Source organism: Streptomyces inusitatus (assembly GCF_014651115.1).
Taxonomy (GTDB): Bacteria; Actinomycetota; Actinomycetes; order Streptomycetales; family Streptomycetaceae; genus Streptomyces; species Streptomyces amakusaensis.
The window spans coordinates 122317-139196 of the sequence record NZ_BMWG01000017.1; the positions used below are offsets into that span (position 1 = coordinate 122317).

General features: G+C 75.2%; 11 protein-coding genes. 2 read left to right on the top strand and 9 right to left on the bottom strand.

Going from position 1 to position 16880, the window contains the following annotated elements:
* Positions 1–201 precede the first annotated feature (201 nt).
* A complete protein-coding gene (locus IE247_RS23575) occupies positions 202–4047 on the top strand; it encodes a serine protease (RefSeq protein ID WP_190125243.1) in 3846 nt (1281 codons plus the stop codon).
* 56 nt (positions 4048–4103) lie between these two features.
* Positions 4104–5048 (top strand): bifunctional riboflavin kinase/FAD synthetase, encoded by a 945-nt coding sequence (locus IE247_RS23580; RefSeq protein WP_190125244.1) that lies wholly within the window; start codon positions 4104–4106, stop codon positions 5046–5048.
* A gap of 79 nt (positions 5049–5127) precedes the next feature.
* Here the strand turns inward: IE247_RS23580 and IE247_RS23585 are convergent, their stop codons facing one another.
* From IE247_RS23585 to eccE, 9 genes are all read right to left on the bottom strand, one after another.
* Positions 5128–6087 carry an oligopeptide/dipeptide ABC transporter ATP-binding protein gene (locus tag IE247_RS23585; RefSeq protein WP_190125245.1) on the bottom strand — a complete coding sequence of 320 codons (960 nt, stop codon included), beginning with the start codon at positions 6085–6087 and terminating at the stop codon, positions 5128–5130.
* Positions 6084–7076 carry an ABC transporter ATP-binding protein gene (locus tag IE247_RS23590; RefSeq protein ID WP_190125246.1) on the bottom strand — a complete coding sequence of 331 codons (993 nt, stop codon included), beginning with the start codon at positions 7074–7076 and terminating at the stop codon, positions 6084–6086. The genes IE247_RS23585 and IE247_RS23590 overlap by 4 nt, the downstream gene beginning before the upstream one ends.
* Positions 7073–7975 carry an ABC transporter permease gene (locus IE247_RS23595; protein ID WP_190125247.1) on the bottom strand — a complete coding sequence of 301 codons (903 nt, stop codon included), beginning with the start codon at positions 7973–7975 and terminating at the stop codon, positions 7073–7075. Before IE247_RS23595 ends, IE247_RS23590 begins: the two co-directional genes overlap by 4 nt.
* Positions 7972–8958 carry an ABC transporter permease gene (locus tag IE247_RS23600; protein WP_190125248.1) on the bottom strand — a complete coding sequence of 329 codons (987 nt, stop codon included), beginning with the start codon at positions 8956–8958 and terminating at the stop codon, positions 7972–7974. Before IE247_RS23600 ends, IE247_RS23595 begins: the two co-directional genes overlap by 4 nt.
* A gap of 3 nt (positions 8959–8961) precedes the next feature.
* The gene (locus IE247_RS23605; RefSeq protein WP_190125249.1) at positions 8962–10779 is read right to left on the bottom strand and encodes an ABC transporter substrate-binding protein; all 1818 of its coding nucleotides are present in this window, start codon (positions 10777–10779) and stop codon (positions 8962–8964) included.
* 166 nt (positions 10780–10945) lie between these two features.
* Positions 10946–14008 carry an SCO5717 family growth-regulating ATPase gene (locus tag IE247_RS23610; protein ID WP_190125250.1) on the bottom strand — a complete coding sequence of 1021 codons (3063 nt, stop codon included), beginning with the start codon at positions 14006–14008 and terminating at the stop codon, positions 10946–10948.
* Positions 14009–14330: 322 nt separating this feature from the next.
* Positions 14331–14564, bottom strand: a complete 234-nt coding sequence (locus tag IE247_RS23615; protein ID WP_190125251.1) for a DUF397 domain-containing protein — start codon at positions 14562–14564, stop codon at positions 14331–14333.
* Between the two features lie 251 nt (positions 14565–14815).
* On the bottom strand, positions 14816–15523 hold the full coding sequence (locus IE247_RS23620) for a hypothetical protein (protein ID WP_190125252.1): 708 nt from the start codon (positions 15521–15523) through the stop codon (positions 14816–14818).
* On the bottom strand, positions 15520–16875 hold the full coding sequence (gene eccE / locus IE247_RS23625) for a type VII secretion protein EccE (RefSeq protein WP_190125253.1): 1356 nt from the start codon (positions 16873–16875) through the stop codon (positions 15520–15522). The genes IE247_RS23620 and eccE overlap by 4 nt, the downstream gene beginning before the upstream one ends.
* Positions 16876–16880: the final 5 nt, after the last annotated feature.

A 16880-nucleotide genomic window follows, 5' to 3' on the forward strand; every position in this document is an offset into this window, starting at 1 on the left:
GCACTGACGCGCACGCCGTGGAACCGGTGGCCCCGCCGCCGGTTCCACGGCGCCGCTGTTTCCCGGGGCACGGACAGCGGGCACGGACACAGCGCCGTTCACCCGTCCGGCCCGGCGCTCGGAGCGAATCCGGAGCGGTACGGGGGCGCGTTCGCCCGGTGTCCTTCCGCCCCCGCCCAGCCTCCGCCTACCGTCGAGACCATGGGACGCGCGGACCCGGCGACGCTCGCACACGGCTGCGACCTGGTGCGCGTCCACGATCTGGCGGGCCGCCCGCGCGGCGTCGGATTCGCCGCCGACCATCAGGGCACGGTCATCACCAGCCACGAGAGTGTCGACGGGCTCACCCGGCTGGTCCTGCACGCCCCCGGCGAGCGGACCTGGCTCGCCGGGGCCGAGGCCATCACCCCGCTGCCCGAGGCCGGACTCGCCCTGGTGCGCACCGAGGGCCTCGGGCTGCGGCCCGTCCCCGTGACCGCGCGCGGCCGGATCGTCCCCGGCGCCGATCTGCGGCTGCCGGCCGACGGCTGGCACCATGCGCGGGCCCTCGGCGCGGTCCAGGTGACCTATACCGCCACCGACCGCTTCCATCTCATCGACGAGGCCGTGGAACTCGCCGTTCCGGCCCAGGCCGCCGAAGCCCTGCGCCTCGGCGGCGAGGCGAGCGGTGGACCGGTGATCGACGCCGCCACCGGCGCGGTCCTCGCCGTGCTCGGCACCGCGCTCCAGGCCGGGCGGCGCGCCGCCGTGTTCGCCCTGCCGCTGCGCGTCCACGGGCTGCCGGAAGGGCCGCTCGCCGCGCTGCTGCGGCACAACGCGGCCACCGTCCCCGGGTACGGCGACGATCTCAACCTCGCCACCGTGCTGGAGCTGACCGCCACCTCCCTCGGCCCTTGCGCCCGGCCCGGACAGCCCTTTCCCGGACCGGGGATCCTCCGGCGGCTCACCGCCCCGGGACCGCCGGTGCTGGCGCTCGTCGGCGACCCGGGGACGGGCCGTACGACCGCGCTCGCCGCGCTCGCCGCCCACCGCGCCCATGGCCCCGAGCCCGCGCCCACGGTGTGGCTGCGCGGGGCCGATCTGCACAGCGAGGACGCCTCGGTCGCCGACGCGGTGGCCCGCGCCCTGCGGCGGGCCGGGCGGGTCCTGGCCGCGTCCGGGGCGTCCGGGGAGCTGTCCGGGATCACCCCCGAGCGCGTCGCCCACCTCGCCCGGCTGGCCGGCCGCCCCCTGCTGGTGGTGGTGGACGGCCCCGAGGAGATGCCGCCCGGGCTCGCCCGCAGGCTGCCGTCCTGGACGGCGGGGACCGCCCACTGGCTGGCCACCCGGTCGGCCCGGATGGCCCTCGGCTGCCGCCCCGAGCACTGGGAGTACGCCCTGCCGCTCCATCCGGCCGGGCCGCCCCCGCCCCGTACGGTCCGCCTCGCCGAGCTGTCGCCGGCCGAGGCGGCGGCCGCCCCGGAGCGCCACGGGCTGCCCGCCGGGCCGATCGCCCCCCCCCACGAGGGCCATCCCCTGGCGCTGGGGGCCCTCGCGGAGGTGCGGGGGGGCCTGCCCTTCGGCGTCGCCGGGCGGCCCGGGCGCGAGGAGGTCTTCGGCGCGCATCTGGACCTGGTCTGTCTGCGGATCGCGGTACGCGTGGCCGCCGCGGCCCGGCCGCCGCTCCGGGGCCCCGCCGTGCGGCGGCTGGCCGCCCGGGTCGCCGGGCGGGTCCACGAGGCCGCCCGGCGCTGTCTGGGGCCGGGCCACGGGGAGCTGGACCGCGAGTCCTTCGAGGAGCTCTTCCCCTGGCGGCCCGGCTGGGCGGCGGCGGTCCTCACGGAAGGGCTGCTCGTACCGGCGGGCGAGGGGTACCGCTTCGCGCACGAGGAGGTGGGGGAGTGGCTCCAGGGCGCGCGGCTGGACCCGGACGAGGCCCTGCGCACCCTCGTCCACCGGCCGCCCGCGCACGCCCCGGCCCGGCTGCCCTCGCGGCCCGGCCGCACGCTCACCCCCGGGCACGTACCGCCGCCGCCGGGCTCGGCCCGGCACCGGCCCCCGCCGCCGCTGCCCGTGCCGCGCCATCGGATCGGCCCGGTCGTCCACTCCCTGCTGCGGCTGGACCGCGTCCACGGCCCGGCCGCGCTGACCCGCAGGCTCAAGGACCTCATCGATGCGGTGATCCGCCCCGAGGCCGGGGCCGACGCGTACTGGTGGGCGGCGAGGCTGCTGGCGGGGACCCTGCTGAGGCTTCCCGCCCCCGAGTCCCAGCTGCCCATGCTGCGGCTCCTCGCCCGCCGTCTCGCCCGTTCCGCCCGGCGCGGTGTCCGCCCGCCCGCGGAGTTCGGCCCGGACTTCTGGCTCCGTCTCCGTCTCCCCGAACCCGCCCGCCTCGATCTCCTCCGCCTCCTCCTCCCCGCCGACGGCCCCCTGGGCCCGCCGCCGACGGCTCCTGCCGCCTCCGTGCCTCCCGGTACGCCGGTCCCGGTCCCGTCCCCGGTCTCGCCTCCGGCCGTGGCCTCCGTGTCTCCCGGTACGCCGGGGCCGGTGCCCGCGCCCTCCGACCCGGCCACCGCATCCCCCTCCGCTTCCCGCCCCGCCGGTTCGCCGCCCGGCACCGCCCAGGGCGCGTCCATGCTCCCGCAGGCAGGCCCGCCCGACGCTCTCGGCCGATGTCCCGCAACGGCCGTACGCCCTTGGGCCGAGATGCCCGGCCACGGGCAGCCCCCCGGCCCCGAGGGCCGCGCGTGGGCCGCCCCGGAAGATTCCGCTTACGACCCGGAGCCACCCCCGGCGGGGACCTCCCAGCGCTATCTGGACGCCGTCGCCGCCCGGCTGGAGGCCGACCCCGCGACCGTGCAGCCCCTGCTCTGCCGCTGGTTCACCGACAACACCCCGCTCCCCACCCACCCCGGGGACCGGATGCGCCCCACCGCCGGGGCCGTCGCCCAGGCGCTGCTGTACGCGCGACGGGCGCTCGCCCTCGACGATCTCGCGGAGGCGCTGGCCGAGAGCGGGCACGCCCGCGCCGACGAGCTGCTCGCCGCGCTCGCCGACGAGGAGCCCTCCGCGCTCTGCCGGGCCGTCGACCGCTGGGCCCACGACCCGCGCCCCGGCCGGCGGGCCGCGGCCGCCGCGTACGCGCTGCCCGTCGCCGCCCGCGTCACCAGCGAGGCGGACCGGAGACTGCTCCGCTACGCCGCCCACGAACTCCTCGGCCGCCCCGACGACGCCGCGTCGCACGGAACGGCCCTCGCCGTGCTCGTACAGGATCCGCACGCCCGCTCCCGGGTGCTCCGGCGGGCGCTGGCGTCCTACGCCGCCGCGATCCCCGGGCTCTCGGCGAGCGCCCTCGCCACCGCCCTCGTCACCCACCCCGAACCGGTGTTCGCCGCTTTCCGCTCCCGGCTGCGGGCGGACGACCGGGCGGGCGAGGTGCTGACGGCCCTCGCCGGGGCCACCGTGCCCGCCCTCGCCCGCCGCGCCGCCGCGCTGGTGGCCGAGTACCTCGAACTGCACCCGGGCGGCGCGGCGTACGCCGCCGTCTTCGTCGACCGCCGGCTCGATCACGGCCCGGCGGCCCGATCCCTGCTCTTCCCGCTGGTCAGCACCGCACTGCGGGAGGGCCCCGGCAGACTGCGCCAGGCGCTCGCCCCCGTACTGGCCGCCCCAGGGAATGCCCTCTCGCGCCCGCTGCGGGCCGAGCTGCTCGACGTACTGCTGGCGGCCTGTCCGCCGTACGAGCACGAGACCGCCACCGCCCTGCTGAAGGCCGCCGCGCTCGGCCGCGCGGCCCGGCCGGAGGCGGCCACCCGCGAGCTGGTGCGCCGCGCCGGGCTGCTGCTCACCGCCGCCCCCGGGGGTGCGGTCCGCTTTGAACGGCAGCTGCTGAGGCTGGCCCGGGCCGCCCCCGGCTTCGCGGAACTCCTCGCCGGATGGCTGGCCGGACCCCCTCAGGACTGGTCCGCGCCCATCGGCCCGGAGGCCCGCCGGACGATCGGCTCACTGGGCTCCCCGACACCGATGCGAAGCGACGGCCCCGGGCATGGCAGTCTTAGACCTGCGTAGTCAGCTGTCGTTATATCGGCATACCAGTACACAGGTTCAGGCGAGGAGCGGTCACAGTGCAGCGCTGGCGTGGCTTGGAGGACATTCCCCAGGACTGGGGACGCAGCGTCGTCACCATCGGCTCCTACGACGGGGTGCACCGCGGACACCAGCTGATCATCGGACGCGCGGTCGAGCGCGCCCGCGAGCTGTCCGTGCCGTCGGTCGTCGTGACCTTCGACCCGCACCCCAGCGAGGTGGTGCGCCCCGGCAGCCACCCGCCGCTGCTCGCGCCGCACCACCGGCGCGCGGAGCTGATGGCCGAACTGGGCGTCGACGCGGTGCTGATCCTGCCGTTCACCGCCGAGTTCTCCCAGCTCTCCCCGGCGGACTTCATCGTCAAGGTGCTGGTGGACAAGCTCCACGCCCGGCTGGTCGTGGAGGGCCCGAACTTCCGCTTCGGCCACCGCGCGGCCGGCAAGGTGGACTTCCTCGCCGAGATGGGCGAGACCTACGACTACGAGGTCGAGGTCATCGACCTCGTCGTGACGGGCGAGGCGGGCGGCGGGCTGCCGTTCTCCTCCACCCTCACCCGCCGGCTGGTCGCCGACGGCGACGTCGAGGGGGCGGGCGAGATCCTGGGCCGCCCGCACCGCGTCGAGGGGATCGTCGTCCGGGGCGCGCAGCGCGGCCGTGAACTCGGCTTCCCCACCGCCAATGTGGAGACCCTGCCGCACACCGCGATCCCGGCGGACGGCGTGTACGCGGGCTGGCTGACGGTGTCCGGCGAACGGATGCCCGCGGCGATCTCGGTGGGCACGAACCCGCAGTTCGAGGGCGTCGAGCGGACGGTGGAGGCGTACGCGATCGACCGCGTCGGCCTCGATCTGTACGGGCTGCACGCGGCCGTCGACTTCCTGGCGTACGTACGCGGCCAGCGGAAGTTCGAGTCCGTCGACGCCCTGCTGGTGGCGATGGCCGAGGACGTCAAGAAGTGCCGTGAGCTGACGGCCGAGGGCTGATCCCGCCGCTGTCCCGTACGCCCCGGGCCCGACCAGGACCGGGGCGGAGCACCGGCCCCGGACACCGGGCCGGCCCCGGTCAGGCCCAGTGGCAGGCCACACCCGCCCCCGACACCACCCCAGGCTCCTCCGAGCGGCACCGCCCCGCCACCCCCGCCCGCTCCGCCTCGCCCGAGGCCAGCACCGGGCATCTGACATGGAAGCGGCAGCCGCCGGGGATCTTGGCCGGGTCGGGCGGCTCGCCGGTCAGCACAGCCGCCGGAACCGCCGACTCCGGCAGTACCGACAGCAGCGCCCGGGTGTAGGGGTGCCGGGGAGCCGTCAGCACCTCCTGGGCCGGACCGCACTCCACGATCCGGCCCAGATACATCACCGCCACCCGGTCCGCGATGTTCCACGCCAGCCCCAGATCGTGCGTCACCACCAGCGCGGACAGCCCCAGTTCGGCGCGGAGCCGCAGCAGCAGCGCGAGGATCTCCCCGCGTACGGAGGCGTCCAGCGAGGCCACCGGCTCGTCCGCGACGATCAGCTCCGGCTCCAGGACCAGCGCGCCCGCGATCACCACCCGCTGCCGCTGACCGCCCGACAGCTCGTGCGGATACCGGGAGACGAACCGCCCGGGCGGCCGCAGACCGGCCCTGGCCAGCGCGCCCGCGACCGCCGCGCCCCCGTCCCCCGCGCACCCGTGGATCCGCAGCCCCTCCGCGACCGCCTCGTACACCGAATGGCGCGGGTTGAGCGCGCCGCTCGGATCCTGGAGCACCAGCTGAACCCGCCTCCGGTGCGCCCGCAGGGCGCGCGCGGTGTGCAGAAGGGGCCGGCCGTCGAAGTCGATCCGGCCGGCCGTGGGCCGCACCAGCCCCAGCAGGGCGCGCGCCAGCGTGGTCTTGCCGCAGCCGGACTCGCCGACCAGCGCCACGATCTCGCCCCGCCCCACCGCGAGGTCCACCCCGTCCACGGCCCGCGCGCCCGGCCCGCCGCGCCGCCCGGGGAAGACGACCTCAAGACCGGTGGCGGCCAGCAGCGGTACGGCGGTCATGACAGCTCCCCGAGCGGGCCGCCCGGCCCCTTGGCGGCGGACGCCCGCACACAGGCGGCCCGGTGTTCCCCGTCCCCCGTCAGCCGCTGCTCCTGCTCGGCGCAGACCGCCAGCGCCACCGCGCAGCGCGGATGGAAGGCGCACCCGGGCGGCAGCGCGGACGGATCCGGCGGATCGCCCGGCAGCCCGCGCGGGGCGTGGCGCGAGGCGGGGTCGCCCACCCGGGGGAAGGCCGCCGCCAGGGCCTGGCCGTAGGGGTGGCGCGCGGCGGTCCAGACGGCGTTCGCCGGTCCCTCCTCCACCACCCGCCCCGCGTACATCACGGCCAGCCGGTCGCAGACCTCCGCCAGCACCGCCAGATCGTGGCTGATCATCAGCAGTCCGATGTCCTGCTCGGCGACCAGCCGCCCGATCAGCCCCAGGATCTGCGCCTGGACCATCACATCCAGCGCGGTCGTCGGCTCGTCGGCGACGATCAGCCGGGGATCGCAGGCCAGCGCCATCGCGATCATCACCCGCTGGCGCTGGCCGCCGGACAGCTCGTGCGGACGGGCGTCCGCGTGCCGCTCGGGCAGACCGACCCGGGAGAGCAGCTCGGCCACCCGCGGCCGGACCGCCCGGGGCGTCGCCCGCCGGTGCAGCAGGATCGGCTCGGCGATCTGGTCGCCGATCCGGCGTACCGGGTTCAGCGCGTGCATGGCCCCCTGGAAGACCAGCGAGGCGCCCGCCCAGCGCACCGCCCGCAGTCTGCCCCACCGCATGGTGAGGACGTCCTCGCCGTCGAGGAGGATCTCCCCGCTCAGCCGGGTCCCGGCGGGCAGCAGCCGCAGCAGCGCGAGGGCGAGCGTCGACTTCCCGCACCCCGACTCTCCGGCGAGGCCCAGCGTCCGCCCGGCGGCGAGGCTCAGATCGACTCCCCGCACGGCGGGCACGGCGCCCGCGCCCGTACCGTACGTCACCCGCAGATCCCGGATCTCCAGCAGGCTCACCGGTCCACCCCCCGCCTCGGGTCGAGCACCGTCTCGATCGTCCGCCCGCAGAGCGTGAACGCGAGCGCCACCACCGCGATCGCCAGCCCGGGCGGGGCGAGGCACCACCAGTGGCCGGAGGAGACCGCGCCCGCCTCGCGCGCCTCCTGGAGCATTCCGCCCCAGGAGACGACCATCGGATCGCCGAGTCCGAGGAAGGCGAGCGTCGCCTCGGTCAGAATCGCGGCGGAGATCCCCAGCGTGGTCTGCGCCAGCACCAGCGGCATCACATTCGGCAGCACATGACGGCTCATGATGTGCCGGTGCCCGCCGCCGAGCGCCTTCGCGCGCTCGATGTACGGGCGGGACTCGACCGCGACGGTCTGCGCCCGCACCAGCCGCGCGGTCGTCGGCCAGCTGGTCACCCCGATGGCGATGATCACCGTCCAGACGCTCCGGGACATCACGGTCGCCAGCACGATCGCGAGCACCAGCGTCGGCATCACGAGGAACCAGTCGGTGACCCGCATCAGCACGGTGGCGAACCAGCCGCCGTAGTGCCCGGCGGCGATGCCCACGAGAGCGCCGATCGCCACCGACATCCCCGCCGCCAGCAGCCCCACGGTGAGCGAGATCCGCGCCCCCCACACCAGCAGCCCGAGCAGCGGCCGGCCGAACTGGTCCGTGCCCAGCCAGAACGCGGCGCTCGGCGGCTCCAGCGGATCGCCCGGCGCGCCCGTGACCTTCCGTACGTCCTCGTCGGCCAGCAGCGGCGCGAGGAGCGCGACGGCGGCGATCAGCGTGAGCGCGCCGAGGCCGAGGAGGCCCGCCCGGTGCGCGCGGTAGGAGTGCCAGAACCGGACGGCCGCGCCGGGGCGGCGGGCGGGGGCCGGGGAGCGGGGGAGCGCGGATTCCGTCATCGGGCCACCCGGGGGTCGAGCAGGGGGCAGAGCAGGTCGGCGAGGAGATTCATCACGATCATCGCTCCGGCGAAGACCAGGAACAGCCCCTGGACCAGCGGCAGATCGGGCACGCTGAGCGCCTGGTAGAACAGCCCGCCGAGGCCCGGCCAGGAGAACACCGTCTCCACCAGGATCGATCCGGCCGCCACATGCCCCAGATTGATGAAGACCATCGTCACCGTCGGCAGCAGCGCGTTGGGCACGGCGTGACGGCGTCGTACGGCCGAGTCCCGCAGCCCCTTCGCCCGCGCGGTCGTCAGATAGTCGCCGCCCATCTCGTCCAGCAGCGAGGACCGCATCACCAGCAGCGTCTGCGCGTATCCCACCGCGACGAGCGTCACGACCGGCAGCACCAGATGGTGCGTCACATCGACGGCGTGCGCGAGGCCGCTCTCCGTACCCGTCGACATGCCCCCGGTGGGGAAGAGCCCCGGCACCGGCCCCGCGCCCACCGCGAAGACGGTGATCAGCAGGAGTCCGAGCCAGAACGACGGCACCGACCACAGGGCCAGCGCGACCCCGGTGTGCACCCGGTCGCCCGGGCCGCCGTGCCGCCAGGCGGCACGTGCGCCGATCCAGAGCCCGATCGCCGAGTACAGCACCACGGCGACCCCGGTCAGCAGCAGGGTCGCGGGGGCCTTCTGCGCGATCAGCTCGCCCACCGGGGCCCGGAACTGGTACGAGACGCCGAGGTCGCCCGTCAGCGCCTTCGCGCAGTAGTCGGTGAACTGCCGCCACAGCGGCAGGTCGAGGCCGAACTGATGGCGCAGCGCGTCCAGCTGGCCCGCCGTGGTGGGGGTGCCCCTGGTCAGCGCCCGCACCGGGTCGCCGGGGACGATCCGGAAGAGGAAGAAGCCGGTGACGAGCACGGCGAGGAGGGAGACCGCCGCGCCGCCCAGCCGGCCCGCCGTGTAGAGCAGATGGGCGCGCGGGGAGGCCACCGGCTACTCGCGGTCGTCGGCGGTGGCCCGGCGGCGCAGCGCCACCAGCCCGGTGAGCACCGCCGCCGCCGCGATCAGCGCGCCGATGCCGACCACCACCTCGGTCGCGGACGCGGCCTCCCCGGAGCGGCCGTGGCCGTCCGCGGGCTTCGCCGACCACCAGCTCCAGTAGCCGTCCTGCCCCCAGAGGCTGCCGCCGTCCTCGGGCATCGTCGTGATCGACTCGATGTGGTCGGTCCGGTACGCCTCCACGGCGTTCGGATACGCGAGAACATTCATCAAGCCCGTGTCGTACAGCCGTGATTGCATGCGTTTCACCACTTCAGCCCGTTTGACCGGGTCGTATTCGGCGATTTGCCGTGCGTACAGTTCGTCGAATCGCCGGTCGCAGATGAAATTGTCGGTGGAGCCACTGCCCGAAGGGGTCGCCGGAAGCGCGGCACAGGTGTGGATCGAGAGGACGAAATCCGGGTCGGGATTGACCGACCAGCCGTCGAAGGCGAGATCGTAGTCGCCCTTCAGCCAGGAGTCGGAGACATTGTCACGGCACTCCATCCGGGTCTCGACGCCCAGCTCGCGCCACACCTCGTGGAGATATCTGCCGATGTGCGCGTCGTACGGGTCGGCGGCGTGGCACAGCAGCCGGAGCGCGAGGGGCTCGCCGTTCTTCCCGGTGCGGACTCCGTCGCCCTTTCGCCGATAGCCGGCCCCGTCCAGCAGTGCCGCCGCTCTCGCCGGGTCGTGGGCGATCTCCTGGTGCGGCTCCGGCCGCCAGAAGTACGCGCCGAAGCGCGGCGGGATGTACCCCGCGCCCTCGGTCGCATGGCCCTGGAAGAGCCCCTCCACGATCTCCCGGCGGTCGACGGCGTGGAAGAGGGCCCGGCGTACGGCGGGGTCGCGCAGCGCCCGGTGACCGGTGCCGAACGCCCTGCCGTTCCGGGCCCGCGCGCCGGGGTTGACCGCGAGGGCGAGGAACCGGCGGCCGGGCGCGTCATTGACCCTGATGTCCGCGGTCCGGCGCAGGGCGGCGGCCTGGGCGGGGACCAGGCCCTGGACGAAGGAGACCTCGCCCTTGCGCAGCGCGGCGACGGCGGCGTCGCCGTCCTTGTAGAACTTGAGGAGCAATTCGTCGAACGCGGGAGCACCGCGCCAGAAATCCTTGTTGGGTTCCAGTCTGATGAACTGGTCGACCTCGAAACCGGTGATGACGAACGGGCCGTTGCCGACGATGGGGAAATGGCGGTCATTGTTGAAGGCGGAGAGATCGCCGATCCGCTCCCATACGTGCCGGGGCACGATCGGGATGTCGAGCGCGACCATATTGGCCTGGGGCTTCTTCAGCTCTACGACGAGCGTTCGCGGGTCGGGCGCGGTGACTTCACGGAAGTTCGCGGTGAAGCTGCCGTTGGCCGCGGCGGCCTTCTCGTCGGACATCATCCTGTTGAACGTCCAGGCCGCGTCGTCGGCCGTCGCCCGTCTGCCGTCGGACCACCGGGAGTTCTCCCGGATGGTGTAGGTCCAGGTCAGTTTGGACGGCGAGGACTTCCACGCGGTGGCCAGCCCCGGGATCACCCGGCCGTCCCCGGGGTCGTAGTTCGTCAGATACTCGTAGGCCAGCCGGTGCACGGTCGTCGACACCAGCCGCTTGGCCAGAAAGGGGCTGAGCGAGTCCACGCTCTGCGAGACGGCGACGGTCAGCACCTGTCTGCCCCCGCCGGAGGGTGCCGCCGACGGCGCGGCGGGCGCGAGGACCAGCAGCGCGGCGACCGCGCACATCCAGGGCCGTGCCCGGGCACGGGACTCTGAGGGTTCTGCGACCATGGCGGCGACCTCGCCTCGTGACTCACGGGCCGGTGATGCGAGGTGTACCAGCGGGGTCCGGCCGCGTCAACGCTCGGCGGGACCGGCGTGTGGGCCGCCACGACGACGGCGGGGTCCGCACCGCTGTCGCGATACGGACCCCATGAGGCCGCCGCCCGCCGCCCTCCTACTGCCTCGGCGGCTGTGGCGGCTGCCTCGGCGGCCACTCGGCGAGCGGCGGCTGCTCCTGCTGATCGGGCTGGTCAGGACCACCCGGCCGGCCCTGTGCCGGGGGAGGCCCCTGATGCTGCTGATGCGGCGGCTGCCCGGGCGGCCCCGGCTGCTGAGGAAGGCCCTGCGGCGGATACGGGCCGCCGTACTGCTGCTGCGGAGGCGGGAACGGCCCGCCCTGCCCCGGCGGGGGCTGCTGGTACTGCTGCTGCGGGGGGTACGGCGAAGGCTGCCCCGGCCCCTGTCCCGGCTGCGGCGGCTGCTGCTGACCGGGCACCTGCGGCGGGCCGTACGGCGAGGGCGGACCCTGCTGCCCGGGGTGACCCGGGTACCCCTGCGGCCCCGGCATCGGCGGCTGACCCGGCCCGGGAACCTGACCCGGCATCGGGGCCTGGGCCTGCTGCTGCCCCGGCATCGGCGGAGGCATGGTCGGCGGCGGATTCCCGTCGGCGGTCCAGAGCCCCTGCTGCTGCTGGGCCCGGACGAAGTCCTCGGCGATCAGCGCCGACAGACTGAAGTACGCCTCCCGGGTCTTGGGCCGCATCATGTCGAGATCGACCTCCGCGCCCGCCGCGAGATGCTCGTCGAACGGCACCACGACCACACCGCGGCAGCGCGTCTGGAAGTGCGCCACGATGTCATCCACCTTGATCATCTTTCCGGTCTCGCGCACCCCGGAGATGACCGTGACGGAACGCTGCACCAGCTCCGCGTACCCGTGAGCGGAGAGCCAGTCCAGCGTCGTCGACGCGCTGCTCGCACCGTCCACGGACGGTGTCGAGACGATGATCAGCTGGTCGGCCAGATCCAGCACCCCGCGCATCGCGCTGTAGAGCAGCCCGGTGCCGGAGTCGGTGAGGATGATCGGGTACTGACGGCCCAGTACATCGATCGCCCGCCGGTAGTCCTCGTCGTTGAACGACGTGGAGACGGCCGGGTCCACGTCATTGGCGATGATCTCCAGCCCGGAGGGGGCCTGCGAGGTGAAGCGGCGGATGTCCATGTACGAGTGGAGATACGGGATCGCCTGCACCAGATCCCGGATGGTGGCCCCGGTCTCCCGGCGCACCCGGCGGCCGAGCGTGCCCGCGTCGGGGTTGGCATCGATCGCCAGGATCTTGTCCTGCCGCTCGGTCGCCAGGGTCGACCCCAGCGCGGTGGTCGTGGTGGTCTTGCCGACACCGCCCTTGAGGCTGATCACGGCGATCCGGTAGCAGGAGAGCACCGGCGTACGGATCAGCTCCAGCCGGCGCTGCCGCTCGGCCTCCTCCTTGCGGCCGCCCAGCTTGAACCGGGACGCGCTGCTCGGACCCCGGCTGGACCTGGCCTTCTGCTTGTTGTTGCGCAGCAGCCGGTCGGAGGAGAGCTCCACCGCCGCGGTGTAACCCAGCGGCGCGCCCGGCACCGAGCGCTCGCGCTGGTCATGGGTGACCGGGGTGGGCCAGGCGGCCCCACCGCGCGGATCGGAGGGGGGACCGGCCTGCTGGCCGGAAGGCTGCTGCTGCGGAGGCAGCGGCACGGACGCCCCGGCTCCGGGCCCGGGCCCGCCGGGCTGCCCCTGCCGGGGGTGGCCGTAACCGGGCTGCGGTGCCGCGGGCGGCTGCGGAGGGCCGGGCTGGTGCTGCTGCTGTGGCGGCTGCGGGTAGCCGTAGCCCGGGGGCGGGGTCTGCGGCCCGTTCGGGTGCGGGAATCCATAACCCGGCTGCGGGGCCGGGGGCGCGGGCGGATACGCGCCGTGCTGGGGGAAGAGCCCCGGCTGAGCGGCGGCGGGCATCGGCTGCGCACCGCCGTGCGCCGGAGCCTGCGGCGGTGTCTGTGCCGGGGAAGCCGGGGGAATGGCGGGCTGTCCCGGCCCGGGGGCCTGCGGAGGGAGGGGCCACTGCGGGGCGGACGCGGGGGCGGCCGGCTGGAAGGCGGGCGGCAGGGGCGGCAGCCCCGCCTCCGGCGCGGACTGCCCCGGCGACCAGGCGGGCGCCGGTGCGGGCGGGGCCTGTCGGCCCTCCGCCCCGGCCGGTGCGCCACCGTCGCCGCTGTCCTCCGGAGCACCCTCGTCCGGCCCTGTCCCGGTGTCGGTCTCCGTGCCTGCCACCGGCTCCGAGCCGTCCCGCTCACCGCCCGGGCCGGACACGGCGGCGTCCGCGTCCGCGCCGGGAACCTCGTCCGGGCCGGAGGCGGTGCCCGCCGGTTCGCCCGTGGGCGCGGCCCCGGCCTCGGTGCCGGAGGCGGTGCCCGGCCAGTCGTCGGTGGCCGAGCGAGCCCGGCGGCCACCCGCCACCGAGCCCCCGAAGCCGTCGGCCCGGCCTTCGGAGCCGGGCGCCTCGGCGGGGGCCTCGCTTGCTCCGGGGCCTCCGGGGCCTCCGGGGCCTCCGGCGCTCTCGGCCGACGCACCCGAAGCCGCCTTCCTGGCCTGCTCCTCCGCCTCCGCCGCCTTGGCGGCGTCGAGCGCGGCGAACTCCCGCTTCAGCGCGGCGGGAGAGAAGCGCATGGTCGCCCCGCTCTCCACACTGCCGCCCCCATAAGCCTGCGCGGCGGGCGCGGAGTCGGACTCACCGGAATCCGCGGCCGCGGACACAGCCGGCCGCGGAGCCGGAGCCTGCGGTACCGGAACCTGTGCCGCTGGATCAGCCGCCGGGGGCGCAGGGAGATGAGGAGCCGGGACATGAGGAGCCGGGAGAGAGGGAGTCGCACCGGCGGCCCCACCGCCGAACCCCTGTCCCGGTCCCTGTCCCTGCTCCTGTCCCTGGAACTGCCCCGGCGCGAGGGGCGGCGGCGTCCACTGAGGCTCGAATCCGCTTCCCGCGGGCAGCCCCGGCGTCGCCACCGGAGCCCCGACGGGCGGCGGCGGAGGCGGAGGCGGAATCCGGCCCGCCCCCGAAGCGTCGCCCGACGCGTTCTGCGTGTACCAGGCCGGCGGGGTGTAGTCGATGGTGAACTCACCCGTCATCTCGGCGGGATCCGCGTCGGACTCGTCGGCGGGAGGGGTCCATCCCCCGCGGATCTCGTCCCGATCGCTGTTCACTGTGCCTCCTGGTGTGGTCGAGCACCCTTGTGCGTCGTGGGTGGGGGCGACCGCTCTGTCTTCCGATCGACCCGGCTCTCCGCCCGGGAACACGATGGGCGTCCCCGCAGGTTCTTCTGCCGCTGTCCGTCCCAGCCTAATCGTCAACAAGGGCGGCCCGGCAGGCCCGATGCCCGACGTCCGCTGTCCCGTGCGTCACGCCCCGCCCCACGCCCTGCCCCCAAGTGAACCGAGCACGGCGGAGCGTGAGGGGCCGAGCGGGCGATCGGTACGGTCCGACAGACGCACCGGCCTCCTCACCCGCCCCACCGGCGCGGACGGATCAGTTCAGATCGAACTCCCCGTCCCGCGCCCCCAGAACGAACGCCCGCCACTCGGCCTCCGTGTACCGCAGCACGGTGTCGGGGTCCAGCGAGGACCGCATCGCGACCGCACCGCCCGGCAGATGAGCGATCTCGACCCGCTCCTCCTCCTCGCTCGTGCCGGGGGCACTGAGCCACTCGACTCCCGAGATGTCGAGTGCGTACAGCTCGTCCTTCTCCTGCGCGCTCCCCATGGATCAAGCTCCTTTTCGGTAAACGGTTCGGCAACCGGCCCCGCCCCACGCGCCGGTGCTCACCGGGCGGCCGACGGCCGGTCCACATCACTCAGGAGTCTAGGCCGACCACGCCCCGTGATCCGAGACAATCCACAGCCCCGGGCGTATGAACGTACGAGCGTACGAACCCCCTACCTACCTACCTACCGACCGACCGACCGCCCGTCGCCCGCCGCCCGTCGCCCGCCGTCGCGCGGCGCGACCGCGCGTCAGTCCATCCGCCGGGCAGCGCCCAGCAGCCCGGTCTCCGCGTCCGTACCACTGGTCATCACCCAGCTCCGCTCACTCCCCGAGCACCACAGCGTGACCCCGTCCGCCAGCGTCGGCAGCGCGTCGCTCTCCGCCCGCGAGAGCCCGAGGATCCGGCCGATCTGCTCCGCCTCCTGCGGCGACACCCGCTGCACCCCCACCAGCGTGGAGTCCCGCAGCAACCGGGGGGCCACCGGGCTCAGATACGGCAGCAGCGTCAGCACCGACTGCCAGGGCGACGACACGACCCGCCCCCGGGGCGGCCGCATACCGCAGTCGCGCACCACCACGACCGGACTGCCCACCGTCGCGCCCATCGGCGGCACCCGCCCCACATCATGGAGCGTCACACAGTCGAGCCCGGCGCCCGCCGCCTGCGCCAGACCGGACCACACACCGGCCCGCCCGGTCTCCACCGCCACCCGCGCCCCCGTCCCGGCCGCCCGGAGCGCGACCACCTGGGCCGTCCACAGACCGCCGATCAACAGCACGTCGTACGGCGTGGAACGGTGGAAGCCCACCATCAGCGGGCGCCCCTCCGCGTCGTCGCCGATCACCACACCGTCGTCCCCGACCGGCAGCGACAGCGCGCCCAGATCGCCGATCGGCATGGTGTGCCCCGGATGCCTCGGACCGCGCAGCCCGCGCGCCATCCCGGCCCCCCTCATCGGGCACCGCCCAGCGGAAGCGTCGCCAGCGCACCGGGAAGCTGCTCCCGGTCGAGCCGTACAAGCCCTATCCGCGCCGCGCGCACCGACTGCTCCAGCGCCCTGCGCACCCCGATCAGCTCGGTGTCCGAGCCACCGGTGACCCGCACATGCCCCGACACCGCCAGCGCCCCCCGGTGCGCCCCGCGCCGCAGCGTGAGGCTGAACGTCGTCGCGTACGCGGGCGTCGCCGTCAGCAGCGACACCAGCTTCGGCAGCGGAGCCGCCCCCCGCCCCAGCTCGGGCCAGCGGCCCACCGCGTACGTCGTGTGCCAGCGGTCGTCACACCGCCACACCCGCGCCGTCTCGGAGGTCCGGCGCTGCGGCGCGGCATCCGGCCGGCTCGCCCGCGCGGCCAGCCGCGGACTCGCGCACGCCGCCGTCGCCACCGTGGAGTTCAGCTCCTCCTGATCCAGTACGACGGCCTGGAAACCGGCCCCCGTGACCCGGCTGGCCACATGGTCCGCCACCCGCACCAGACAGCGCTGCGCCCCCTCAAGACCGCCGCCGCGCGCCTCCACGGCCTCCCGGCACAGCTCCGGATCCAGCTTCACCGCCACCCAGGTCATCCTGAGCGCGGGCGCGCCCGTCCGCTCCTGGAGCGGCGCGTACGACAGCCGGGCCATCGACTGCTGCGGCAGATGCGGGGCGGGCGCGGACCGCACCTGCTGCACCAGTTGCACCGACTCCACCACTATGTCGTCCACCGTCAGCGCGCCGCCCAGCGCGGAGAGCGGGAGCGACCGCGCGCCGAAGGCCGGGCGCAGCGCGTCGCCGCTCGCCTCGACCCGTACCACCGCCGTCAGAAAGCCGCCGTCGCCCAGCATGCCGACGGTCCGCCGGTCGCGGTCGACGTAGGCGAACGGCCGGAACCCGGGAACGCCCTCCGCCACCGGGGCCAGTGAGGGGTCGGTGTCCGCCGGGGACGGCCGCGCGCCGCGCCTGCGGGAGCGCAGGGCCAGCGCGGTCGACAGCCAGTCCTGGGCCGCGTGCCCGCGCCGCCGTACGAAGGCGAGCAGCAGCAGCGCGCCGCCCGCCGTCATCGTGGGGATCAGCCAGAGACCTTCCAGCACCAGCCCGACCAGGGCGAGCGCCAGCGCGATCTGCGCCAGCGCCAGTTGGTGCAGCCTCAGCGGGCCGATGCGGCCGCTGTGGGAAAGGGGGCGCAGCGCGGTGGTCGCGGGCGCGCCCGCGGACGACGGGGTCCCTTCCGCGGCCGGTGCCTGCGCACCGCCTCTCGCGCGCTGTTTCCGGGGAGCGCCGCGACGCCGATCGGAAGTCCGCCCATTTCGCGCGCGCGTCGCCGTACCCATCCCCG

What these genes read in the sequence shown, in the direction of transcription:
- IE247_RS23575 (WP_190125243.1), top strand. Translation starts at nt 202, where the DNA reads ATGGGACGCGCGGACCCGGCGACGCTCGCACACGGCTGCGACCTGGTG.
- IE247_RS23585 (WP_190125245.1), bottom strand. Translation starts at nt 6,087, where the DNA reads ATGACCGCCGTACCGCTGCTGGCCGCCACCGGTCTTGAGGTCGTCTTC.
- IE247_RS23595 (WP_190125247.1), bottom strand. Translation starts at nt 7,975, where the DNA reads ATGACGGAATCCGCGCTCCCCCGCTCCCCGGCCCCCGCCCGCCGCCCC.
- IE247_RS23605 (WP_190125249.1), bottom strand. Translation starts at nt 10,779, where the DNA reads ATGGTCGCAGAACCCTCAGAGTCCCGTGCCCGGGCACGGCCCTGGATG.
- IE247_RS23615 (WP_190125251.1), bottom strand. Translation starts at nt 14,564, where the DNA reads ATGGGGAGCGCGCAGGAGAAGGACGAGCTGTACGCACTCGACATCTCG.
- IE247_RS23620 (WP_190125252.1), bottom strand. Translation starts at nt 15,523, where the DNA reads ATGAGGGGGGCCGGGATGGCGCGCGGGCTGCGCGGTCCGAGGCATCCG.
- eccE (WP_190125253.1), bottom strand. Translation starts at nt 16,875, where the DNA reads ATGGGTACGGCGACGCGCGCGCGAAATGGGCGGACTTCCGATCGGCGT.